The organism is Streptomyces sp. NPDC005648 (assembly GCF_040605395.1).
GTDB lineage: Bacteria > Actinomycetota > Actinomycetes > Streptomycetales > Streptomycetaceae > Streptomyces.
Map to the genome: position 1 here is coordinate 20225 of NZ_JBEXCS010000033.1, position 19739 is coordinate 39963.

The 19739-nt window shown below is 69.5% G+C and carries 19 protein-coding genes and 2 pseudogenes; 15 read left to right on the forward strand and 6 right to left on the reverse strand.

Features of this window, described 5'->3' with window-relative positions; all coding sequences use genetic code 11:
- The first annotated feature begins 132 nt into the window (after positions 1 to 132).
- From ABZT17_RS20300 to ABZT17_RS20310, 3 genes are all read left to right on the forward strand, one after another.
- Complete coding sequence (locus ABZT17_RS20300) at positions 133 to 2100, forward strand: protein kinase (RefSeq protein WP_356350737.1); 1968 nt, start codon at positions 133 to 135, stop codon at positions 2098 to 2100.
- Positions 2101 to 2398: 298 nt separating this feature from the next.
- Positions 2399 to 3016: an RNA polymerase sigma factor gene (locus tag ABZT17_RS20305; protein WP_356350738.1), complete on the forward strand. Its 618-nt coding sequence runs from the start codon at positions 2399 to 2401 to the stop codon at positions 3014 to 3016.
- Positions 3013 to 3981, forward strand: a complete 969-nt coding sequence (locus ABZT17_RS20310) for a hypothetical protein (protein ID WP_356350740.1) — start codon at positions 3013 to 3015, stop codon at positions 3979 to 3981. Before ABZT17_RS20305 ends, ABZT17_RS20310 begins: the two co-directional genes overlap by 4 nt.
- A 273-nt stretch (positions 3982 to 4254) precedes the next feature.
- Here the strand turns inward: ABZT17_RS20310 and ABZT17_RS20315 are convergent.
- From ABZT17_RS20315 to ABZT17_RS20335, 5 genes and pseudogenes are all read right to left on the reverse strand, one after another.
- A pseudogene (locus ABZT17_RS20315) lies at positions 4255 to 4415 on the reverse strand (alpha-glucosidase); the annotation flags it as partial.
- Positions 4416 to 4642: 227 nt separating this feature from the next.
- Complete coding sequence (locus ABZT17_RS20320; protein ID WP_280902894.1) at positions 4643 to 4996, reverse strand: ASCH domain-containing protein; 354 nt, start codon at positions 4994 to 4996, stop codon at positions 4643 to 4645.
- Entirely contained in the window at positions 4993 to 6114 is a 1122-nt protein-coding gene (locus tag ABZT17_RS20325) for a hypothetical protein (RefSeq protein WP_356350822.1), read from the reverse strand. The genes ABZT17_RS20320 and ABZT17_RS20325 overlap by 4 nt, the downstream gene beginning before the upstream one ends.
- A gap of 44 nt (positions 6115 to 6158) precedes the next feature.
- On the reverse strand, positions 6159 to 6587 hold the full coding sequence (locus ABZT17_RS20330) for a hypothetical protein (RefSeq protein ID WP_356350741.1): 429 nt from the start codon (positions 6585 to 6587) through the stop codon (positions 6159 to 6161).
- Positions 6587 to 7003 carry a hypothetical protein gene (locus ABZT17_RS20335; RefSeq protein ID WP_356350742.1) on the reverse strand — a complete coding sequence of 139 codons (417 nt, stop codon included), beginning with the start codon at positions 7001 to 7003 and terminating at the stop codon, positions 6587 to 6589. The genes ABZT17_RS20330 and ABZT17_RS20335 overlap by 1 nt, the downstream gene beginning before the upstream one ends.
- A gap of 119 nt (positions 7004 to 7122) precedes the next feature.
- On the opposite strand from ABZT17_RS20335, the gene ABZT17_RS20340 reads away from it, so the two are divergent.
- From ABZT17_RS20340 to ABZT17_RS20355, 4 genes and pseudogenes are all read left to right on the forward strand, one after another.
- Positions 7123 to 8166, forward strand: a complete 1044-nt coding sequence (locus tag ABZT17_RS20340) for a hypothetical protein (RefSeq protein WP_356350743.1) — start codon at positions 7123 to 7125, stop codon at positions 8164 to 8166.
- Positions 8163 to 8852 (forward strand): YdcF family protein, encoded by a 690-nt coding sequence (locus ABZT17_RS20345; RefSeq protein WP_356350744.1) that lies wholly within the window; start codon positions 8163 to 8165, stop codon positions 8850 to 8852. Before ABZT17_RS20340 ends, ABZT17_RS20345 begins: the two co-directional genes overlap by 4 nt.
- 28 nt (positions 8853 to 8880) lie before the next feature.
- Positions 8881 to 9606 (forward strand): WbqC family protein, encoded by a 726-nt coding sequence (locus ABZT17_RS20350; RefSeq protein ID WP_356350746.1) that lies wholly within the window; start codon positions 8881 to 8883, stop codon positions 9604 to 9606.
- Positions 9603 to 10216, forward strand: a pseudogene (locus ABZT17_RS20355) (flavoprotein). Before ABZT17_RS20350 ends, ABZT17_RS20355 begins: the two are co-directional and overlap by 4 nt.
- On the opposite strand, the gene ABZT17_RS20360 reads toward ABZT17_RS20355, so the two are convergent.
- Entirely contained in the window at positions 10189 to 10626 is a 438-nt protein-coding gene (locus ABZT17_RS20360; RefSeq protein WP_003974483.1) for a hypothetical protein, read from the reverse strand. The pseudogene ABZT17_RS20355 and the gene ABZT17_RS20360 sit on opposite strands and share 28 nt — an antisense overlap.
- A gap of 581 nt (positions 10627 to 11207) precedes the next feature.
- Here ABZT17_RS20360 and hemL point away from each other — a divergent pair.
- The 8 genes from hemL (at position 11208) to ABZT17_RS20400 (ending at position 19737) form a co-directional block, all read left to right on the forward strand.
- Positions 11208 to 12527 carry a glutamate-1-semialdehyde 2,1-aminomutase gene (hemL, locus tag ABZT17_RS20365; RefSeq protein WP_356350748.1) on the forward strand — a complete coding sequence of 440 codons (1320 nt, stop codon included), beginning with the start codon at positions 11208 to 11210 and terminating at the stop codon, positions 12525 to 12527.
- Positions 12524 to 13252 (forward strand): histidine phosphatase family protein, encoded by a 729-nt coding sequence (locus ABZT17_RS20370; protein WP_356350749.1) that lies wholly within the window; start codon positions 12524 to 12526, stop codon positions 13250 to 13252. Before hemL ends, ABZT17_RS20370 begins: the two co-directional genes overlap by 4 nt.
- Before the next feature lie 110 nt (positions 13253 to 13362).
- Entirely contained in the window at positions 13363 to 14679 is a 1317-nt protein-coding gene (locus ABZT17_RS20375) for a hypothetical protein (RefSeq protein WP_356350751.1), read from the forward strand.
- A 77-nt stretch (positions 14680 to 14756) separates the two neighbouring features.
- The gene (locus ABZT17_RS20380) at positions 14757 to 15377 is read left to right on the forward strand and encodes a TlpA disulfide reductase family protein (RefSeq protein WP_356350753.1); all 621 of its coding nucleotides are present in this window, start codon (positions 14757 to 14759) and stop codon (positions 15375 to 15377) included.
- Between the two features lies 1 nt (position 15378).
- Positions 15379 to 16149 (forward strand): cytochrome c biogenesis protein CcdA, encoded by a 771-nt coding sequence (locus tag ABZT17_RS20385; protein ID WP_356350755.1) that lies wholly within the window; start codon positions 15379 to 15381, stop codon positions 16147 to 16149.
- Positions 16150 to 16152: 3 nt separating this feature from the next.
- Positions 16153 to 17922 carry a cytochrome c biogenesis protein ResB gene (locus tag ABZT17_RS20390; protein ID WP_356350757.1) on the forward strand — a complete coding sequence of 590 codons (1770 nt, stop codon included), beginning with the start codon at positions 16153 to 16155 and terminating at the stop codon, positions 17920 to 17922.
- The gene (ccsB, locus tag ABZT17_RS20395; protein ID WP_356350758.1) at positions 17919 to 19022 is read left to right on the forward strand and encodes a c-type cytochrome biogenesis protein CcsB; all 1104 of its coding nucleotides are present in this window, start codon (positions 17919 to 17921) and stop codon (positions 19020 to 19022) included. Before ABZT17_RS20390 ends, ccsB begins: the two co-directional genes overlap by 4 nt.
- Positions 19023 to 19377: 355 nt before the next feature.
- Positions 19378 to 19737 (forward strand): SRPBCC domain-containing protein, encoded by a 360-nt coding sequence (locus ABZT17_RS20400; RefSeq protein WP_356350760.1) that lies wholly within the window; start codon positions 19378 to 19380, stop codon positions 19735 to 19737.
- Positions 19738 to 19739: the final 2 nt, after the last annotated feature.

Consider the following 19739-nt stretch of genomic DNA (forward strand, 5'->3'; position numbering starts at 1 on the left):
CGTGGACGGCCCGCTGCACGCGGTTGAATCGAACATTAACTCGCCTTTTTTGAAGGACCGTTGCGATAGTCTCCACGCTGACCGACGTCAGGCGCGCACGTCGCACATGTCACGCGAGAGACCGGGATTCCCATGTCTGTCCCCCACCACAGCCGGTCCAGCGCGCTCGCCTACGCCGCGGTCGGCATGGAACCCCCGCCTCCGGTCCCGCTGAAGAAGACCGACCCCACGCGGGTCGGCCCGTACGTCCTGATGTCGGTGCTCGGCAGTGGCGGGATGGGCCGGGTCTACCTGGGCCAGGACGCCACCGGCGGGTCGGGCCTGGCGGCGGTCAAGGTGATCCGGCCCGAATACGCGGAGGACCCCCAGTTCCGGAAGCGTTTCGAGCGGGAGGTCGGCGCGCTCGACCGCGTCCAGGGCGCGCACATCGTACGGCTGCTGGGCAGCGGCTGCGACGAGGATCTGGTGTGGGTCGCCACCGAGTACGTCCCCGGCCCGACACTCGCCGAACTCATCGACGCGCGGGGGCCGATCGACGCGCGGGCCGCCTGGCGGCTGCTGGCCGACATGGGGCGCGCGGTCGAGGCCATCTGGCGCGCGGGGATCGTCCACCGCGACCTCAAGCCGTCCAATGTCATCCTGGCGGCCGACGGCGCCCGCGTCATCGACTTCGGTGTCGTCCAGGCCACCGACGGCACCTCGATCACCGTCACCGGCCAGAACGTGGGCACCCCCGCCTTCATGTCCCCGGAACAGGTCAGGGGCAAGGAGGTGACCGCGGCCTCCGACATCTTCGCGCTGGCCTCCGCCCTCGCCTACGCCGTCACGGGCCAGGCGCCGTTCGGCGAGGGCACCGGTGTCGACGTCCTGCACCGGGTCGCCTTCGAACCGCCGAAGGAGGAGGTCCTGGAGAAGGTGGCGGCCGTAGACACGGCACTGGCCGCGTTCATCCGCACCTGCCTGGACAAGGAACCCGGATCGCGCCCTTCGCCGGAGACGGTGTTCCGCACCGCCATCGGGCACCAGTTCCCCGCGCCGACCGAGCAGCCGTCACGGTCCGCGCCGAACAGGGCGCCCCTCCTCGACGGACGACGCGCCGCCCCCGTCCCCGCGCCACCCGCGGACCGTCCCGCCGGCTCCGTCGCCTCCGATTCCCCTGCCACCCCTTCTCCCGGCCGGCGCGGGAAGCTGGTCGTGGGCGCGGCCGCCGCGGTGGGTGTCGCGGTCGTCGCGGCCGTCACCGTGGCACTGCTGCCGCAGAGCCACTCCTCCACGGCGGCCGCTCCCGGGCCGGACACCTCGGCGACCGGGACGGACAACCGGGCCTCCACGCCCAGCAGTTCACCTAAGGCGCCGACGTCCTCCGGGTCGCAGGCGGGCCAGGCGGCGAAGCGGTCGCCGAGTGCGGAGGCGACGAAGAACCCCACCACGCGGGGTTCCGGGACACCGGACCTCCGCACCGCCGCGTGCCGCGCCGAGCTCGCCTCGGGAGCCACCGGCGCCTGCGTCAGGGCCCTGCAACTCCTCCTCGGCGGCCATGGTCTCCACGCCCCGGTCAGCGGGGACTTCGACGCCGCGACCGGCGCCTCGGTCAGGGCCTTCCAGACCGAGGCCGGTCTCACCGTCGACGGCACGGTGGACGCGCAGACCAAGAAGCTCCTGTACGCACTGCCCCGCGGAGTCGTCCAGGCCGGCTCGGTCACGGTGACCGAGAACGTCAACGCCGCCTCGGTCGCCCGGTGTCTCGACAACCGCGGCTCGGACGTCCAGGTGTGGGGGTGCAACGGCACGGACGCCCAGCAGTGGGCCCTGTACCGCGTGGCCGGCCAGGACTCCCAGTACCGTGTCGTCAATCGGGGCAGCCATCTCTGCCTGGACGCCGACGCCGGCACGACCGGCCAGAACGGCCAGAAGGTGCGGGCCACGAGCTGCGACGGGCTGAGCGCCCAGACATGGCAGCTGGGCAGCGGCGGAACACTGGTCAGCGCCCCGGACGGCTTCTGCCTGGACGCGGAGGCGTCAACCTCCGGGCAGGACGGGCAGGGGGTCCAGGGCTGGGGATGCGCGGGCAGCGTCAACCAGGTGTGGCACTGGTCCTGACGGCTCGCATCGAGGCCGCTCAGCCGGAGCGAGCGGCCGGTACGACCCCGCTTCCCCGAAGTACCGATGCGCGTCGGAAGATGCCCGCCCTCGGCAGCATGCACCGCTTCCCGGGCGTCCCGTCCCCCACACCTGGGAACCCACCCCCGGCGTCACCCTGCTCGGCGACCGCGCCGACCTCGCCCCGGCCCTCACCGAACACACCACCGTCGAGGCGGCCGAGGGGTGCGAACGGATCCGCGACGTGATGACAAGTACTGGGTGAGACCGTCGTCCGGCGGTCGGAGACGGAGATTCCGTGAAACCGGATACCCGGCAACACGAGGAACGCGGCGACGGCGCCCCCGACCGGGACGGCGACAGTGACGCCCTGCTGACGCGGTCGGCGGGGGACGCGGCGGCGTTCACCCCGCTGGTGGAGGCGTACTCGCCCGCCCTGCACGGCTATTTCGCCCGGCGCCTGCCCGGCGCGGCGGACGATCTGCTGGCCGAGGCGTGGTTGCAGGCGTTCGCCGCGCGGCGCACGTTCGACCCCTCGCGCGGCTCGGCGCGGGGCTGGCTGTTCGGGGTGGCCCGCAACGTACTGGCCCAGCACCTGCGGCGGGCGGGGCGGCAGGAGGCCGTACCGGGAGTGGAGATCACCGATCCCTGGCAGGCGGTGGACCAGCGGCTCGACGCGGCCGCGCTGGCCCCCGCGCTGCGCCGGGCGCTGGCCGAACTGCCCGTCGAGGAGCGGGAGGTGCTGCTGCTCGTGAGCTGGGAGCAGCTCACTCCCGCGGAGGCCGCGGCCGCCGTGGGCATCCCGGCGGGCACCGTCCGCTCGCGGCTGCACCGGGCACGGGGCCGGTTGCGCGACCGGCTCGGGCCAACACGCCCGGCCGGTCGGCACCTGAGCGTGACGGGAGACATGGCATGAGTACGTACGACGACATGGAACGGACCGGCATGAGCACGCAGGACGTGGAGGAGACCGGCATGAACGAGCGGGCGGTGTTGCTGGACTTCCCCGGCGCCGAGGAACTGGTGGCCGCAGGGCGGGTCGAGCCGCCGTCGGAACAGGCGCTGGCCAGGGCGATGGAGGGGATCGAGATGGCGGTGGCCGTGCAGGAGGCAGGGCGCGCCGCCCAGCGCGAGCGGGGCGCTGGGGTGGTCGCACCGCTGCGGGTGATGTCCGGGCGTCGCCGGGTCCTCGTCGGCCTGTTCACCGCCGCAGCGGTCGCGGCCGGCGTGGTGACGTACGCGAACACCGGTGAGACACCCGCCAACACGGGCACGCGGAGCGAGGCGCGCGCGGACACCGCGTCCGTCTTCCTCGACGACATCTCCACGGTGGCCGCCGCCCGGTCGGTCTCGTCGGGGAAGTACTGGAAGACGCACCTGACGATCGGCGACTCGTACCTCTCGCAGTCCATGGACTTCTACGTCGTCAACAACGGCAAGGCGTACAAGAAGGGTCAACGGCCCGACTGGCAGCTGGGGCCGAAGGACCTCGACTGGAAGTCCCTGGACCAGCTGACCACGGACCCGGCGCAACTGCTCCGGCTGCTCCAGACTCCGCCGGGGCCCGACAGCATCTCCCCCTTCGACCAGGCGGTCACCCTGCTCGGCGAGTCCCCGGCGAGCCCGAAACTGCGGGCAGGGCTGTTCAAGGCGATGGCGGGACTGAAGGGCGTCAAACTCGTCGGGAGCGTCAAGGACAGCACCGGGCGCGCCGGGACCGCCGTGGAGTTCGCGGAGGCCAAGAGCGTCGGCCGGGTGATCGTCGACCCGAAGACGAGCTCCATTCTGGAGTACACCTTCACGTGGACGGCGGGAGCCAGTAAGGGCAAGGTCACCCGTCAGACGTTCCTGTCGGTGGGCTTCACGGACAAGATCGGCTGACACCGGACCGGCGACGCGGTCCTCGAACGGCCGTCGTTCTTCGGGCCGAGGTTCGGGGACCGCAGGGTGCTGGTGCGGTGATCAGGCGGGCCGATCCCGGCTGCGGGGTACGAGCGGAAGAAGTGCCGGGAGCCGTGCTCCGCGAACGCCAACTCCCCACCCGCGTCGCCACCGGGCCGACCGCGAACCAGTACTCAAGGAGACGCCGGACGACGGCTGGGCGCGGGGGAGAGGGGCCAAGGAGCACTCCAAGCGCACCCTGCGAAACCAATGTCCCAGTTCCTCGCCTTGGTAGATGTGGGCGCCGCCGGGGAGGGCGAGCGTGAGGAGGGCTGCGGCGCGGGCGCGCCGGGTGCCGAGGGCGAGGTCGGCCGGGACGTTCGACTCGTTGGCCAGCCACTTCTTTGCGGCCTACGGCCGTAGCGGCTGGAGTGGTTCGACCTGTCGACGGTGGCCCAATCACCCTCCGAGATGGGCCGCATCGCCGGCGAACTGGCCCTGCGGCTGATCGACGACTCCGAGCGGACCATGAGCAGCACATCGTCCTGCCGACGACGCTGATCCCGTGGGCTACCACCGCGCCGCCGCCCGGGACTTCTGGGGAGCGGGACGTCGAGTAGGACCGCACGTGGTGAGGGCGGGCTCCGAAACGACCCCGTCCCTAGGAGAGAAGGTCGATCCGGATAGCCATGGCGCCCAGGGCTTCCTTCTCCGGTGGGTAGATGGCCCGGATTCGGGTGAGTTGCTCGTCGCGGGTGGCGGTGGGGTTGACGTTGGAGGGCCCCTCGCCGTCGAGCAGGGCCTCGAAGTCGGGATACTCGGTGACCCGTCTGACCTTGACCTCACAGGTCTCGTCGGTGCCTTTGATCCGAAAGCGGATGGTGTCGCCCGAGGCGAGGTCGGCGAGGTGCGGGTATCTGACCCGTACCTCGATGGTCTTCTCGCCTGATGCGACGAGGTCGAAGTACTGGCGGTAGAGGTTGAGTTCGTGGACGCGCGGGGCGGTGTTGCTCATGGGGCGGTAACACTCCTGGGCGCTGGAGCGGTGATCAGGCGGCCGATCTCGGCTGCGGAGTACGAGCGGAAGAAGTGGCGAGGGTCGGACAGCATCGTCTCCGTCATGGCCAGCAGTTGATCGGCGTACTCGGTGACGGTGCCGGGCCACTCCCGGGTGTCGAGCATCCAGCGGGCAGCCCCCTCGGGCAAGGGAGCGTGGCCTTCGCGGATGAGCGACTTGGAGAGTTTCGCGCCGGTGTCGGTGACGACCTGTGGGCAGAACAGTCGGGCCGGTAGCTGTGCACGGGTGAGGCCGACGGCCTGGAGGGCTTCGTCGACCAGGAGGGAGCCGAAGACCCAGTCGCCGCCCTTGACCATGACGTACAGGGCTTCCCGGCTCGGTGTGCTGGTGAGGGTGAGTTCCTTGACCAGGTTGCGGTACAGGGTCGCCAGGTCGAGGTAGGCGCCGGTGGTGGGCGTGATGGTGACCCGGTAGGGGCCGTGGTGGAGACAGACCGCGGAGATGGCGGCGGTTTCCCGCTCGCTGAGGAGGACCCTGGTGCGCTCAGCGTGCTTTTCGGCCCAGCCGCAGCCGTGGTGGGGGCACGGGACTCGGAGGTGTGGGGTGCCGGTGGAGGGGGCCAGCCACCAGCGGGCTGCGTCGATGCGGGGGAGGAGCCGTAGCCAGGTTCGGCGGAACAGTTCGCCGGCTTGCTGCTGGGTGTAGGTCTCGACATGGTGAGGGATGCCCAGGCGCCGGGACAGGGCCGTGAACAGGGGTTGGTATAGGGCGGTGACGAGGTCGGTCAGAGCCTTCTCGCCAAGGGCCTGGGCGTAGGCGCGCTGGTAGCGATGTCCGCTGGCTGGGTCTGTGGTCATTTCGTACGGGGCGTTGTCGAGGGCGCTGAAGAGGACCGTGGTGGGGATGCCGAATCGGTCGCGCAGGCGGGCGGCCATGGCGAAGGCGAGGGACTGGACGAGCGAGGTGCCGATGTGCGGGGCGCCGTTGATCTGGGTGCCGACGACCAGCACGATCCGCTCGGGTGGGGTGGCCAGGATGCGTGGGGTCAGGACGTCCTCTGTGCGGAGAAGTGCGTTGGCGAGGACGGTGTTCGGTGAGACGGGGTGGGTCGTCACAGGTGTCCCCTTGAGGTTGGGGTAGAGGGGCATGGGCCCGAGTTCTAGAGGCAGGCGTCGGGATGCATTTCGTCGTTGGCCGCGGTGACGTACGGGTGCTGGAGCGCGGCGCGGAGGGCATCCGCGTCGGTGAGGGTGTCGTCGTCAGGCAGCTCGCACCATCCGCCGAACCAGTCGTCGAGCAACTCCAGCCCGGGGGCGACGAGCCAGGAATTGGTGGAGAGGTGCCGTACCGGAAGGTCGTCCCAGCTGGCTGCCGAGTCGGTCGGCACGGCGTAGTAGAGACGCCCGTTGGGCCTGTCGTAGAGCACGGGGCCGACGGAGATGCCGGTGCCGCGGAGGTAGGCCAGAGCCAAGAGGCCGATCTCGGCCGAGGTGCGCACCACGTCCCAGCCGTCGCCGACCTTCAGCAGCCGCAGCCCCGGCACCTCGTTCACCATGGGCGCGCTCCGCAACGCGTTACGCACGGACATCACACATCTCCCTGCGGTCGAAAGCTATGGCTCGCGCCGAGTGACGAGGCGGATCGCGTAGTCGGCATGAGGGGGCGGACCACGATCAGGCGAGCGCCTGCTGTCGTTATCTGCCGCTTGCGCTCGGCACCGAGGCCCTTCGGGCCGAGGTGGCTGAGGGACGGAACCACGGCCCCGTAGGCATCGGGGAGGTCGAGCGCGTCGAGCAGACCGACGAAGGCGGGGGAGCGGATGATCACTGTGGCGTCGCGCTCGGTGAAGACGCCGCACAGCGTCAGTTCGTGCCGGTCGCAGTATTCCGTGAGGCAGTCGACGAGCGCCGTATGGCGGGGCGCTCCGCCGGTGACGTGACGCAGGTAGCCGAAGACCTGAGGGAAGGCGATGGGGCGGCGTTCGGTGATGAGGTCGTCGTCCATGACCACAGCGTCGGCCGTCGTGAACGGCCTCGAAATGACCTGCTGTTGTACTTCCGTTGCACTTCCCGCCCCACGTCGTCACTGACAGTGCTTCCATACGTGACGTAGGGAGGTCATCCGTGGTCAGCGTGCAGCAGTGGACAGGTCGGGAGGCGAGCGCCCTGCGCGCCGCGTTGCGTATGAGCATGCGCGCTTTCGCCGAGCACCTCGGTGTCGCGCTGCGCACGGTTGCGAAGTGGGAGAGCCTCGGCGTGGAGACGCAGCCACGCCCGGACACCCAGGCCATCCTCGACACTGCGCTCGCACGGGCGGATTTCGCCTCCCAATCCCGGTTCGAGACAGTGCTGTTCCCTGAACGGCAGAGCGCGCGGCCGACGGACTACGAGACCTGGACCGAGGACATCGAGCGCGCTGTTGTCTGCATCAGCCGCCAGGACTTCCCTTTCGCCTCAACCCTGTTGAACCGCCGGCTGGGCAGCCGTGCACCACACCAACTGGACGACAAGGGCCTCTATTTGTACGGCCGTTCCCTCGTGCTCCTTGGCGACCTCCAGCGCGATCAGGGCGCGATCCTCGGCCCACTCTCAGCCCGGCACTCCTATCTGACCGCTCGCGGCATGTTCACCGAGCTCGACATCCCGCGCCGGGTGGCCCAGATCGAGCTGTCCCTCGCTGTCGTCCAGGAGATGTCGGGCCAGCTGGAATCCTCCGCCCGCCACTACGAACTGCTCGCCGGGGACGAGCGCTTGAGCCCGCGCGACCGCGCCAGGGCCCGGCTCTGGGTGGGTACGGCGCTGAGCAAGGAGGGCGACAACGAGTACGCCACCGGCGTCATGGTCGAGGCCACCCGCTCCTTCGAGGACCTGGGCGAACCGGAGGACTGGTCGGTCGCGCACCAGAAGCTGGCCCTGGCCCACCGCGGTGACGGCGACCTGAAGCAGGCCCTGCACTACATCGGCATCGCGCGCACGACCGGCACGGTCGACTCCCCGATGCAGCGGGTGCGGCTGGACACCGCGTACGGGCACATCCTTCTGTCGGATGCGGCGACCCGGAATGATGGGCTGTCCGTCCTCGATCAGGCGGCACACGTGGCCCGGCAGTACGGGCTGAGCCACCAACTGCGCAGCATCGAGGGCATCCGCAAGGACCAGCAGGGATGAGTCAGGGAGTGCCAGTGCCGGAGCACGAGCAGCGCCAGATCACCGACGAGCAGTTCCACGACGCGACGCTGATCTGGAACTACCACCAGATGGGCCACGAGCAGCGGCCCTGCTCGGCGGCGATCGGCCTGGGCAGCCACGACCTCGGGGTGGCCACCGCGGCCGCCGATCTGTACCGCGCCGGTCTCTTCCCGGTCGTGGTGTTCAGCGGCGGCAACAGCCCCACCACCCGGGCCCGTTTCCCGCGCGGCGAGGCGGTGCACTACCGCGAGCATGCGCTGAGCCTGGGTGTGCCGGACGAAGCGATCCTGGTCGAGCCGAAGGCGGCCAACACTGGTCAGAACATCACGTTCTCCCGCGAGCTGCTGGCCAAGGCCGACATCGCGGTGGAGTCGCTGCTGCTGATCTCCAAGCCGTACATGGAGCGCCGCTCGTACGCGACGTGCCGCAAGCTGTGGCCCGAGGCGGAGGTTGTCTGCGCCTCCGAGCCACTGGAGTTGGACGACTACATCAAGTCCATCGGCGACGAGAAGCTCGTCGTCGACATGCTCGTCGGCGACCTGCAACGGGTGATCGAGTACCCGAAGCTCGGCTTCGCCGTCGAGCAGGACGTACCGGGGGATGTGTATGACGCTTACGAGCGCCTTCTGCGCGACGGATTCGACAGCCGCCTCATCGGCACCTGACCCGTCCCGTGCCGGTTCGCCGGGTGGGGTGTGCGCGATCCACCAACCGAACCTGTTCCCGCGGCTGTCTACGGTGGCGAAGCTGTACGCCGCCGACCGGTGGATCGTCCTCGACGACGTCCAGTTCGCCCGGCGCGACTACCAGCACCGGGCTCGTCTGGCGGCCCTGGACGAGCCCGCTCGGCAGCAGTGGCTCACGCTCCCGACCCGCCTTCCTCACGGGCGCCCGACACCGATCGACCAGGCACGGCTCGCCGAACCCGGCCGATCCCGTCGCACCGTCAGCCTGTTGACACGCCAGTACTACGGCCGCAGCCGCTACTGGCCCGCGGTGCGCGACGTCCTGGACGCGGTTCTCGATCAGTTCGAGGACACCGACCGTGTATCCGACGTTGCCAAGGCGTCGACGGTCGCCCTGCTCACCGCGTTGGGCTGGAGCGGCGAGGTATTGCGCAGCAGCGCGATTCCGACCCGGGTGGGCCGGTCAGAGAGACTCGCCGACCTCGCCGCGGTCACCAGCAGCACCCACTACCTCTGCGGCACGGGCGGCTGGCGCTACCTCGACACTCAGGCGTTCGATGGCCACGGCATCCGGGTGCTGTCCTTCCACACCCCTGTGGACACGGGCGACCCACTCTGGCGGTGGGCCCGCCACATCAGCAGCCTCTGGGCGCTGAGCCGGATCGGGCCGGAAGCCCTGGCTGCCATGCTGGCGGCCCACCGAGACCATCGGCTTATGAGGGGCTTCACGTGACCGAGCCGCAGGTGCCGGGCAAGAAGCCGTTCCTGTACGTCGTGGTGTGCGCGGCCGGGGTCGCCGGCGACTCCGGCAAGCTGATCACGGCCGCTCAAGAGGCAAACTGGGACGTCGGCGTGGTGGCCACTCCGCAGGGCCTGGGTTTCATCGACACGGAGGCGGTCGAGGCCCAGACCGGCTACCCGATCCGCTCGGCTTGGCGCTCGCCCGGCGATCCTCGTCCAATGCCGCCCGCGGACGCCATCGCGGTGGCGCCGGCCACCTTCACACGGTCAACAAGTGGGCGGCAGGGATCTCCGACACCCTTGCCCCGGGCATCCTGTGCGAGGCGTACGGCATGGGCATCCCCACCGCAGTCCTGCCGTACGTGAACTCGGCCCAGGCCGCCCGTCCCGCATACCGGCAGAGCTTGGAGCGACTGAGCGAGATGGGCGTCCTGATCGGCTCGTACGAGCCGCATCGATCGAAGGCCGGCGGCGGGGCCGAAGGCTACCGCTGGGAAGAGGCGCTGGAACTGCTCACTCCCAATCAAAAAGGGCGGGGTCCGAAGACCCCGCCCGAAACCAGCGAAACCTCAGCTCACGGCCACACCAAGCAGTACGGCTGATGCCCCGCCTCGTGCAGCCGGTGGCTGAAGTCCTGCCATTCGTGCAGCAGCTGGTACACGTTGAACGCGTCCCGGGGCCCGCCCCGGTCCGGCACCGTGGACCAGATGAACGCTGCCGCGCCCACCGCCTCCTCGCCTATGCCGCGCAGGGGGTCCACGACCGTCATGGGGAGTTTGACCACCGCGTAGTCCGGGTGCAGGACGACGAGTTCGAGGGGCGGGACCTTGTGGAGGGGGACGCCTTCGATGCCGGTGAGGACCATCGCCGCCATCGTCTCCGGCTTGATCTTGGTGAACATGCCGTTCATGCCCAGCTCGTCGCCGCCGAGTTCCTCGGGGCGCATCGAGATCGGGACGCGGGCCGCGGTCGCGCCGTCCGGCGCGCCGAAGTACTTGTACGTCACCCCCACCCGACCACCATTCCTGCTCCCCGCCCGAAGGCGATCGATCCGGCGGTCGACTCGCCGGTCGATCCGCTCGGGATCATTCGGTCCGACCGGTACACCCGGTACACCCTGGCCCTGACGTGTCTCGGTCGCTTCCTCCGCCTCGCGTCGGTGCCTTCCCTGCCGGGCACGACGAGGACCGAGGTCATCGGTCCCTTCGCCCAGTCCGCCACCGCGATGCATATCTCCACCCGACTGCTTTTCTAGGACGCGTGGCCCCCGCCGCGCAACCCGATCATCGTGTCAGTGACCTCCCCCACGGCCGCCCGCCGAAACGTGCGCTGAAACACCTGTCCGCAGGATCTTCGCAGTCTCTGAACAAGCTTCCGTACATGCATACGTACGAGAAGGCCGTTCGAGCTGTGTGTTTCGCGTCCCAGTTTCGCAGATCGGCGAGGGGCGTCACTGTTCCTCCGGTCAGCAGCGACCGCCGGCGGCCGTCGGGAACGGCGCCCCCTGCCGTCCGTGCCCCCTGGCCTACCCTGAGGAGGTCACAGCCAATCGGGGCCCGAGAAGAAGTCGAGAAGTCGGAGACGCCGCAGGTCATGAGCGAACTGCCATTCCCCTACGAAGCACCCGTGTCGCAGACGCTGTTCGACCGCGCGTCCGCCGTCACGCCCGGTGGTGTGAACTCCCCGGTGCGCGCCTTCCGCGCGGTCGGCGGTACACCCCGGTTCATGGTGTCCGGCCGTGGTCCGTATCTCACGGACGCCGATGGCCGGGAGTACGTGGACCTCGTCTGTTCGTGGGGCCCGATGATCCTCGGGCACTCGCACCCCGACGTCATCGCCGCCGTCCAGGACGCGGTGTCACGCGGTACGTCTTTCGGTACGCCCGGTGAGGGAGAGGTCGCGCTCGCCGAGGAGATCGTCGCCCGGGTCGGGCCCGTGGAGCAGGTACGGCTCGTCAGCAGCGGTACCGAGGCCACGATGAGCGCCATCCGGCTCGCCCGGGGCTTCACCCGGCGCAGCAAGGTGATCAAGTTCGCCGGGTGTTACCACGGTCACGTCGACTCACTCCTCGCCGCGGCCGGCTCCGGTGTCGCCACCTTCGCGCTGCCCGACACCCCGGGTGTCACGGGCGCCCAGGCCGGCGACACCATCGTCCTGCCCTACAACGACCTCGAAGCGGTCAACGAGGCCTTCCACCGCCACCCCGGCGAGATCGCCTGTGTGATCACCGAGGCCTCGCCCGGGAACATGGGGGTCGTCCCGCCCCGGCCCGGCTTCAACCAGGGGCTCAAGGACGCCTGCTCCAAGAACGGCGCCCTCTTCATCTCCGACGAGGTCATGACCGGGTTCCGGACCAGCCGGGCCGGGTGGTTCGGGATCGACGGGGTCACGCCCGATCTCATGACCTTCGGCAAGGTGATGGGAGGCGGCTTCCCGGCCGCCGCCTTCGGCGGGCGCGCCGATGTCATGGGCCACCTCGCCCCCGCCGGCCCCGTCTACCAGGCCGGCACCCTCTCCGGGAACCCGATCGCCACCGCGGCCGGTCTCGCCCAGCTCCGGCTCCTCGACGACGCCGCCTACGACAAGGTCGACGCCGTGTCGGAGACCGTCCGGGGGCTCGTCGGCGAGGCGCTCGCCAAGGAAGGCGTCGCGCACCGGCTGCAGAACGCCTCCAACATGTTCTCGGTCTTCTTCACGGACCGGGACGTCCGTGACTACGAGGACGCCAAGAAGCAGGAGTCCTTCCGCTTCACCGCGTTCTTCCACTCGATGCTGGCGCAGGGCGTCTATCTCCCGCCCTCGTCCTTCGAGTCCTGGTTCGTGTCCACGGCCCACGACGAACAGGCCGTACAGCGCATCGCCGACGCCCTCCCGGCGGCGGCCCGAGCGGCGGCGGAGGCCACGGCAGCATGAGCGAGAGCAACAACGCGGGCAGCGACAACACGAACAGCGACAACGCGACCACCGGCGACATCACCGTCGTACACGTCATGCGGCACGGTGAGGTCGCCAACCCGGACGGGGTCCTCTACGGCCGTCTCGCCGGGTACCACCTGTCGGAGCTGGGCCGGCAGATGGCCGACCGGGTCGCCGAGCAGCTGGCGCCGCGTGACATCACCTACGTCTGCTCCTCCCCGCTGGAGCGCGCGCAGGAGACCGCGACGCCGATCGCCAAGGCGCACGGTCTCGACCTCGCCACCGACGAGCGGCTCATCGAGGCCGACAACGTCTTCCAGGGCAAGACCTTCGGGGTCGGCGACGGGGCGCTGAAGAAGCCCGCCAACTGGAAGTACCTCACCAACCCGTTCAGGCCGTCCTGGGGCGAGGCGTACGTCGACATCGTCGTACGGATGATGCAGGCGCTGGACGCCGCGAAGGAGCAGGCGCGGGGGCACGAGGCCGTGCTGGTCAGTCATCAGCTGCCGATCTGGACCGTGCGGTCGTACGTCGAGAAGCGGCGGCTGTGGCACGACCCGCGCAAGCGGCAGTGCACGCTCGCCTCGCTCACGTCCTTCACGTACCAGGGCGACAGGATCGTGTCCGTCGGCTACAGCGAACCGGCCATCGATCTCGTCCCGGCGCATCTGCGTGCCGGAGCCAGGCCGGCGAAGGGCAAGAGCAAGGCCTTCGGGGCTTAAGACACCCTTGTGACGTTTGTTGTGAGATCTCTGTGATCGAGAGGAACCTCCCGGTTCGTCATGTCCTCTGAATGGGTGACCACCAGAGCACATGACGAATCGGGGTTGGAATGCGCACGCGTAGCGCTCTCTCACGCAGGGGAATGCTCGGTCTCGGCGCGGGTGCCGCGGCGGCCGCCGGACTCGCCGGCTGCGGCACCCTCAAGCCGTCAGACGGGGAGACCCACTCCCCGGGTTCCAAGACGGGCGGGAAAGGCGGCAGTACGTCCCACCCCGCCAAGCCCCTGGGCGACGGCTCCACCTCCTACACGGGCAAGCAGCCCCACCAGCCGTCCCATCCCGAGCCGCTGGAGCCCGGGCAGACCCCGCCCCAGTTCGTGATCTTCTCCTGGGACGGCGCCGGCGAGGTCGGCAACGGCCTCTTCCCCCGCTTCCTCGATCTGGCGAAGCAGCACGGCGCGTCCATGACCTTCTTCCTGAGCGGCCTCTATCTGCTCCCCGAGTCGAAGAAGCGCCTCTACAACCCGCCGAACAACCCGCGCGGCGCCTCCGACATCGGCTACCTCACCGACGAGCACATCAGGTCCACGCTCACCAACGTCCGCCGCGCCTGGCTCGAGGGCCACGAGATAGGCACCCACTTCAACGGCCACTTCTGCTCCGGCTACGGCACCGTCGGCCACTGGACGCCCGCCCAGTGGCAGAGCGAGATCCAGCAGGCGAAGGCCTTCGTGAAGGAGTGGCGGACCAACACCGGCTGGACCGATCTGCCCGCCCTGCCCTTCGACTACGAGAAGGAACTCGTCGGCGGCCGTACGCCCTGTCTCCTCGGCCAGGACAACCTGCTGCCCACCGCCAAGCGGCTCGGCTGGCGCTACGACGCCTCCTCGCCCGGCGGCCGCCAGGTCTGGCCGGAGAGGAAGCTGGGCATCTGGGACCTGCCGCTGCAGCAGATACCGTTCCCCGGGCGGTCCTTCGAGGTGCTGTCGATGGACTACAACATGCTCGCCAACCAGTCGATCAACTCCACCCAGGCGCCCGCCTACCACTACCCGGCCTGGCGCACCCAGTCCGCCCAGGCCTATATATCCGGCTTCAAGCGGGCGTACGAGACCAATCGGGCACCCTTCTTCGTAGGCAACCACTTCGAGCACTGGAACGGCGGCATCTACATGGACGCCGTCGAGGAGGCGTTCAAGCACATCGCCCGGGAGAGGGAGAAGGGCGCGGACGTACGACTGGTCTCCTTCCGGCAGTACGTCGACTGGATGGACGTGCAGAAGCCGCAGGTGCTCGCCAAGCTGCGGACCCTCGATGTCGGGCAGGCCCCGGCGGGCGGCTGGAAGACCTTCCTGAAGGAAGCCCCCTCGTCCTCGTCCTCGACCGCCCCCGCCAACTCCGCATCCCCCACCGGACAGGCCGCCTGAAATGCGGGTTTCGGCCCGGCGGGCGCCCTTGAGGGGGGCGCGCAAGATCCCCAGAACGGGCATGCGAAACTTTTCACATGAGTGCCACCAGCCGCACCCCCCTGCGCTCGAATCGAAGCCGTGCCACCCTGCTCGCCGCGGTGGCCGCGGCCTCCGCTCTCACCCTGTCCGCGTGCAGTTCGGGCGGCACCTCGGGTGGCGGCGGTGACACCAACTTCGTCATGGGCAAGGACGGCATCTCCACCGCCAAGAAGGGGGAGCGGGCCGACGCGCCCGACCTGTCCGGCACGACCGTCGACGGCAAACAGCTCGACGTGGACGCCGACTTCAAGGGCAAGATCGTCGTCGTGAACGTCTGGGGCTCGTGGTGCGCTCCCTGCCGCGCCGAGGCGCCCAACCTGGAGACGGTCTACAAGGCCCTCGGCCCCAAGGGCGTCCAGTTCGTCGGCATCAACACCCGCGACGCCAAGACCTCCAACGCCGCCGCCTTCGAGAAGCAGTACGGCGTCACCTTCCCCAGCCTGTACGACCCCACCGGCAAGCTGATGCTCCGCTTCAAGAAGGGCACGCTCAACCCGCAGGCGATCCCCTCCACCCTCGTCATCGACCGCGAGGGGAAGATCGCCGCCCGGTCGCTGGCCGCGCTCAGCGAGGACAAGCTGCGCAAGATGATCGACCCGGTCCTCGCGGAGAAGTGACGTGAGCGCAGCGACCACGCTCGCCGAGGCGGGCTACAACGGCACGGTGCTCAACGGCGCCCTGCTGCTCGCCCTGCCCATCGCCCTGCTCGGCGGTCTCGTCTCCTTCTTCTCGCCCTGTGTGCTGCCGCTCGTACCCGGCTATCTGTCGTACGTCACCGGAGTCGCCGGCACCGATCTCGCCGAGGCCCGCCGGGGGCGGATGGTCGCGGGGGCCTCGCTCTTCGTGCTCGGTTTCACCGCCGTGTTCGTCTCCAGCGGCGCCCTGTTCGGCTACTTCGGCGACACCCTCCAGGACAACAAGGGCGTCCTGAACAAGGTGCTGGGCGCGCTCATGATCCTGCTGGGCGTCTTCTTCATGGGGCTGATGCCCTGGATGACCCAGCGTGAGTTCCGTATCCACAGGCGCCCGGTGGGCGGACTGGTCGGTGCCCCGCTGCTCGGCGCGCTGTTCGGCATCGGCTGGACTCCGTGCATCGGACCCACCCTCGCCTCCGTCATCGCTCTCTCCTCCCAGCAGGGCAGCGCCGGCCGCGGGGCCGTACTGACCATCGCCTACTGCCTCGGCCTCGGTGTGCCCTTCGTGCTCGCCGCGGTCGCCTTCCGCAAGGCGCTCGGCGCCTTCGGCTGGGTCAAGCGCCACTATGTGTGGGTGATGCGGATCGGCGGCACGATGATGATCGTGACCGGTCTGCTGCTGCTCACCGGCGTCTGGGACCAACTCGTGCAGGACATGCAGTCCTGGTCCGCCGGCTTCACCGTGGGGATCTGATCGATGAGCAAGACCACCGCCACCGGCACGCCCACCGAGACGGCCGAGGACCCGGACCTCGGCGCGGCCGGCTCGCAGCTGTCCACCGCCCCCAAGGAGGAGCTGCCCAATCTGCCCTCCCTGGGCGTCATCGGCTGGGCCCGCTGGTTCTGGCGGCAGCTCACCTCGATGCGGGTCGCGCTGCTGCTGCTCCTGCTCCTGTCCCTCGGCGCGATCCCCGGCTCGCTCATCCCGCAGTCCGGTATCGACGCCACGAAGGTCGCCGACTTCCGCAAGTCCCACACCTTCCTCGCGCCGGTCTACGACAGGCTCGGCCTCTTCCATGTCTACAGCTCGGTGTGGTTCTCCGCGATCTACATCCTGCTGTTCGTCTCCCTCATCGGCTGCATCATCCCCCGCACCTGGCAGTTCGTCGGCCAGCTGCGCGGCCGCCCGCCGGGCGCGCCCAGGCGGCTGACCCGGCTGCCCGCCTACACGACCTGGCGCACCGGGGCCGAGCCCGAGCAGGTCCGCGAGGCCGCGCTCGCCCTCCTCAAGAAGCGCCGCTTCCGCGCCCACCTCTCCGGTGACGCCGTCGCCGCCGAGAAGGGCTATCTGCGCGAGGTCGGCAACCTCGCCTTCCACATCGCGCTGATCGTGATGCTGATCGCCTTCGCCTGGGGCCAGCTCTACAAGTCCGAGGGCAACAAGCTCATCGTCGAGGGCGACGGCTTCTCCAACACCATCACCCAGTACGACGACTTCAAGTCCGGCAACCTCTTCACCACCGACGACCTGGTGCCGTTCAGCTTCACCCTGGACAAGTTCACCGGCACCTACGAGACCAGCGGCCCGAACAGGGGCACCCCGCGCACCTACCAGGCCGCCCTCACCTACGCCAAGGGCGCCTACGGCAAGGACAAGAAGGACCTCGTCAAGGTCAACGAGCCGCTGCACATCGGCGATGCCAAGGTGTATCTCACCGCCCATGGCTACGCCCCCGTCATCACCGTCCGCGACGGCAAGGGCAACGTCGTCTACCGCGATGCCGTGCCCCTCCTCCCGCTCGACTCCAATGTCACCTCCACCGGTGTGGTCAAGGTCCTCGACGGCTACAGGAACGCGAAGGGCGTCAGCGAGCAGATCGGCATCTCGGCCTTCTTCCTGCCGACCTACACCCAGGGCAGCGAGACGGCGTCCACCTTCCCGGCGCTGGACAACCCGGTCCTCAACCTGACGCCGTACCACGGCGACCTCGGTGTCGACTCCGGTATCCCGCAGAGCGTGTACCAGCTCGACAAGTCGCATGTGAAGGAATACAAGGACGCCCAGGGCCGGCAGCTGCGGGACAACCTGAAGCCGGGCCAGACCATGCAGCTCCCGAACGGCGCCGGCTCCATCACCTATGAGTCCACCAAGGAGTGGGCCAACTTCCAGGTGGTGCAGCAGGCCGGCACCACCTGGGCGCTCGGCGGCGCCCTCGTCGCCATCTTCGGCCTAGCCGGCTCCCTGTTCATCCAGCGCCGCCGTGTATGGGTGCGCGCCACGCGCGGTGCCGACGGGGCGACGGTGGTGGAAATGGGCGGCCTCGGCCGCAGCGAGTCCGCCAAGGTGCCCGAGGAACTCGGTGACCTCGCCGGAATCCTCTATGACCGGCTGCCGGGCGCGCCCGAGCCCGCTGCCGCCGATCCCCAGGACACCGACGCCGATTCCGACGCCGGCTCCGCAGACCAAGACGACACCACCACCCCCGACCCCCAAGTCCTGCCTGCCGAAGGGGCTGAGACGAAATGACTCTCGCCGCCGGAACCGAGTTGGCCACGGCCACCAACGAACACCTCGCGAACATCAGCAACACGCTGATCTACTCCGCGATGGCCGTCTACACCCTGGCCTTCTTCACCTACATCGCCGAGTGGATCTTCGGTAGCCGCAGCAAGATCGGCCGGACCGCCGCCGCGCTCACCCCCGAGGCCAGGGCCAAGGCGGCGAAGGCGCCGGCCGTGACCGTGCAGACGGCCGGCGGGACCGCTGTGCTGGAACGGCCCAAGGTCGTCGTACGGTCGTCGGCCGGGGCGCGGGACGTGCCCGACGGGCCGGGGGCGCACGGTGGGGACGAGAAGGGCGATCTCTACGGGCGTATCGCCATCTCGCTCACCGTGCTCGCCTTCCTCATCCATCTCGGTGGGGTGGTCGCCCGCGCGGCCTCGGTGGAGCGGGCGCCGTGGGGCAACATGTACGAGTTCAACATCACCTTCTCCACCGTCGCGGTCGCCGTGTACCTCGGGCTGCTCGCGCTGAAGAAGAACGTGCGCTGGCTCGGGCTGTTCCTGGTCACGACGGTCCTCCTCGATCTCGGCATCGCCGTCACTGTCTTGTACACCGCCAGCGACCAGTTGGTTCCCGCCCTTCACTCGTACTGGCTGTACATCCACGTCTCGACCGCCATCCTCTGCGGCGCGGTCTTCTACGTCGGCGCGGCCGGCACGCTGCTCTACCTCTTCAAGGACTCCTACGAGACCAAGCTGGAGAACGGCGGCACGCCCGGCCGTTTCGCCACGTCCTTCCTGGAGCGGCTGCCCGCGTCCTCGTCCCTGGACAAGTTCTCCTACCGCCTGAACGCGGCCGTCTTCCCGCTGTGGACGTTCACGATCATCGCGGGCGCCATCTGGGCCGAGTCGGCCTGGGGCCGCTACTGGGGCTGGGACCCCAAGGAGACCTGGGCGTTCATCACCTGGGTCGCCTACGCCTGCTACCTCCACGCCCGCGCCACGGCCGGCTGGAAGGGCCGCAAGGCCGCCTATCTGGCCCTGATCGCCTTCGGCTGCTGGCTGTTCAACTACTACGGCGTCAACATCTTCGTGAGCGGCAAGCACTCGTACGCGGGCGTGTAAGTCCGGTACGGGTCTGACCGGTTGAGGCCGGTGCACCCGGTCGAAGGCCGGTTCCGTGTGACTCAGGTCACCGGAACCGGCCTTCGTCGTACGGACATCGATCCCGTCCATGACCGGGAGAACTGGCTGTCGGTCGACGGCAGGCACCGGGGTCTGCCGGGGTGAAGGACGCGGTGGGCCGCGCGGGCGTCGCGGTCACCCGGGACGGCGCGGACGTACGTGTTCCTCGGGGAGCGGGAGCTGGACGCGGCAGGGAGGCGCGCAGCGACGCGATCCTGGACTGGGCTGTCGTCGATCGCGCAGGTCAGCGGCCCTGAGGGGTGCGGATGTCGCCCTTTCGGGTCAGTCTGGAGTCATGACTGGTTCCCTGCTGCACTTCCTGGTGCGGGTCCCCCGTCCCATGGGTGAGGTCTGGCAGGCGGTGGCCACCCCGGAGGGGCTCGCGGAGTGGTTCACCGCCGCCGACGTCCTCGAACCGCGGCTCGGCGGCGCGGTCGCCCTGCGTGAGCTGGGAAGCGGCCGGATCACCGCCTGGGACGTGGACCGGGTCGCCGAGTACACGGTGGAGGGCGGCGACCGGATCCGGTTCCATCTGGAGCGGGACGGGGACGACGCGACGACGCTCCGCTTCACCCATGAGTACCGGGCCGGGACCGGACCCGAGCCGCTGTGGCGGTCACGCTTCGAGCGGCTGGCCGGCGGTCCGGGAGACTGAGC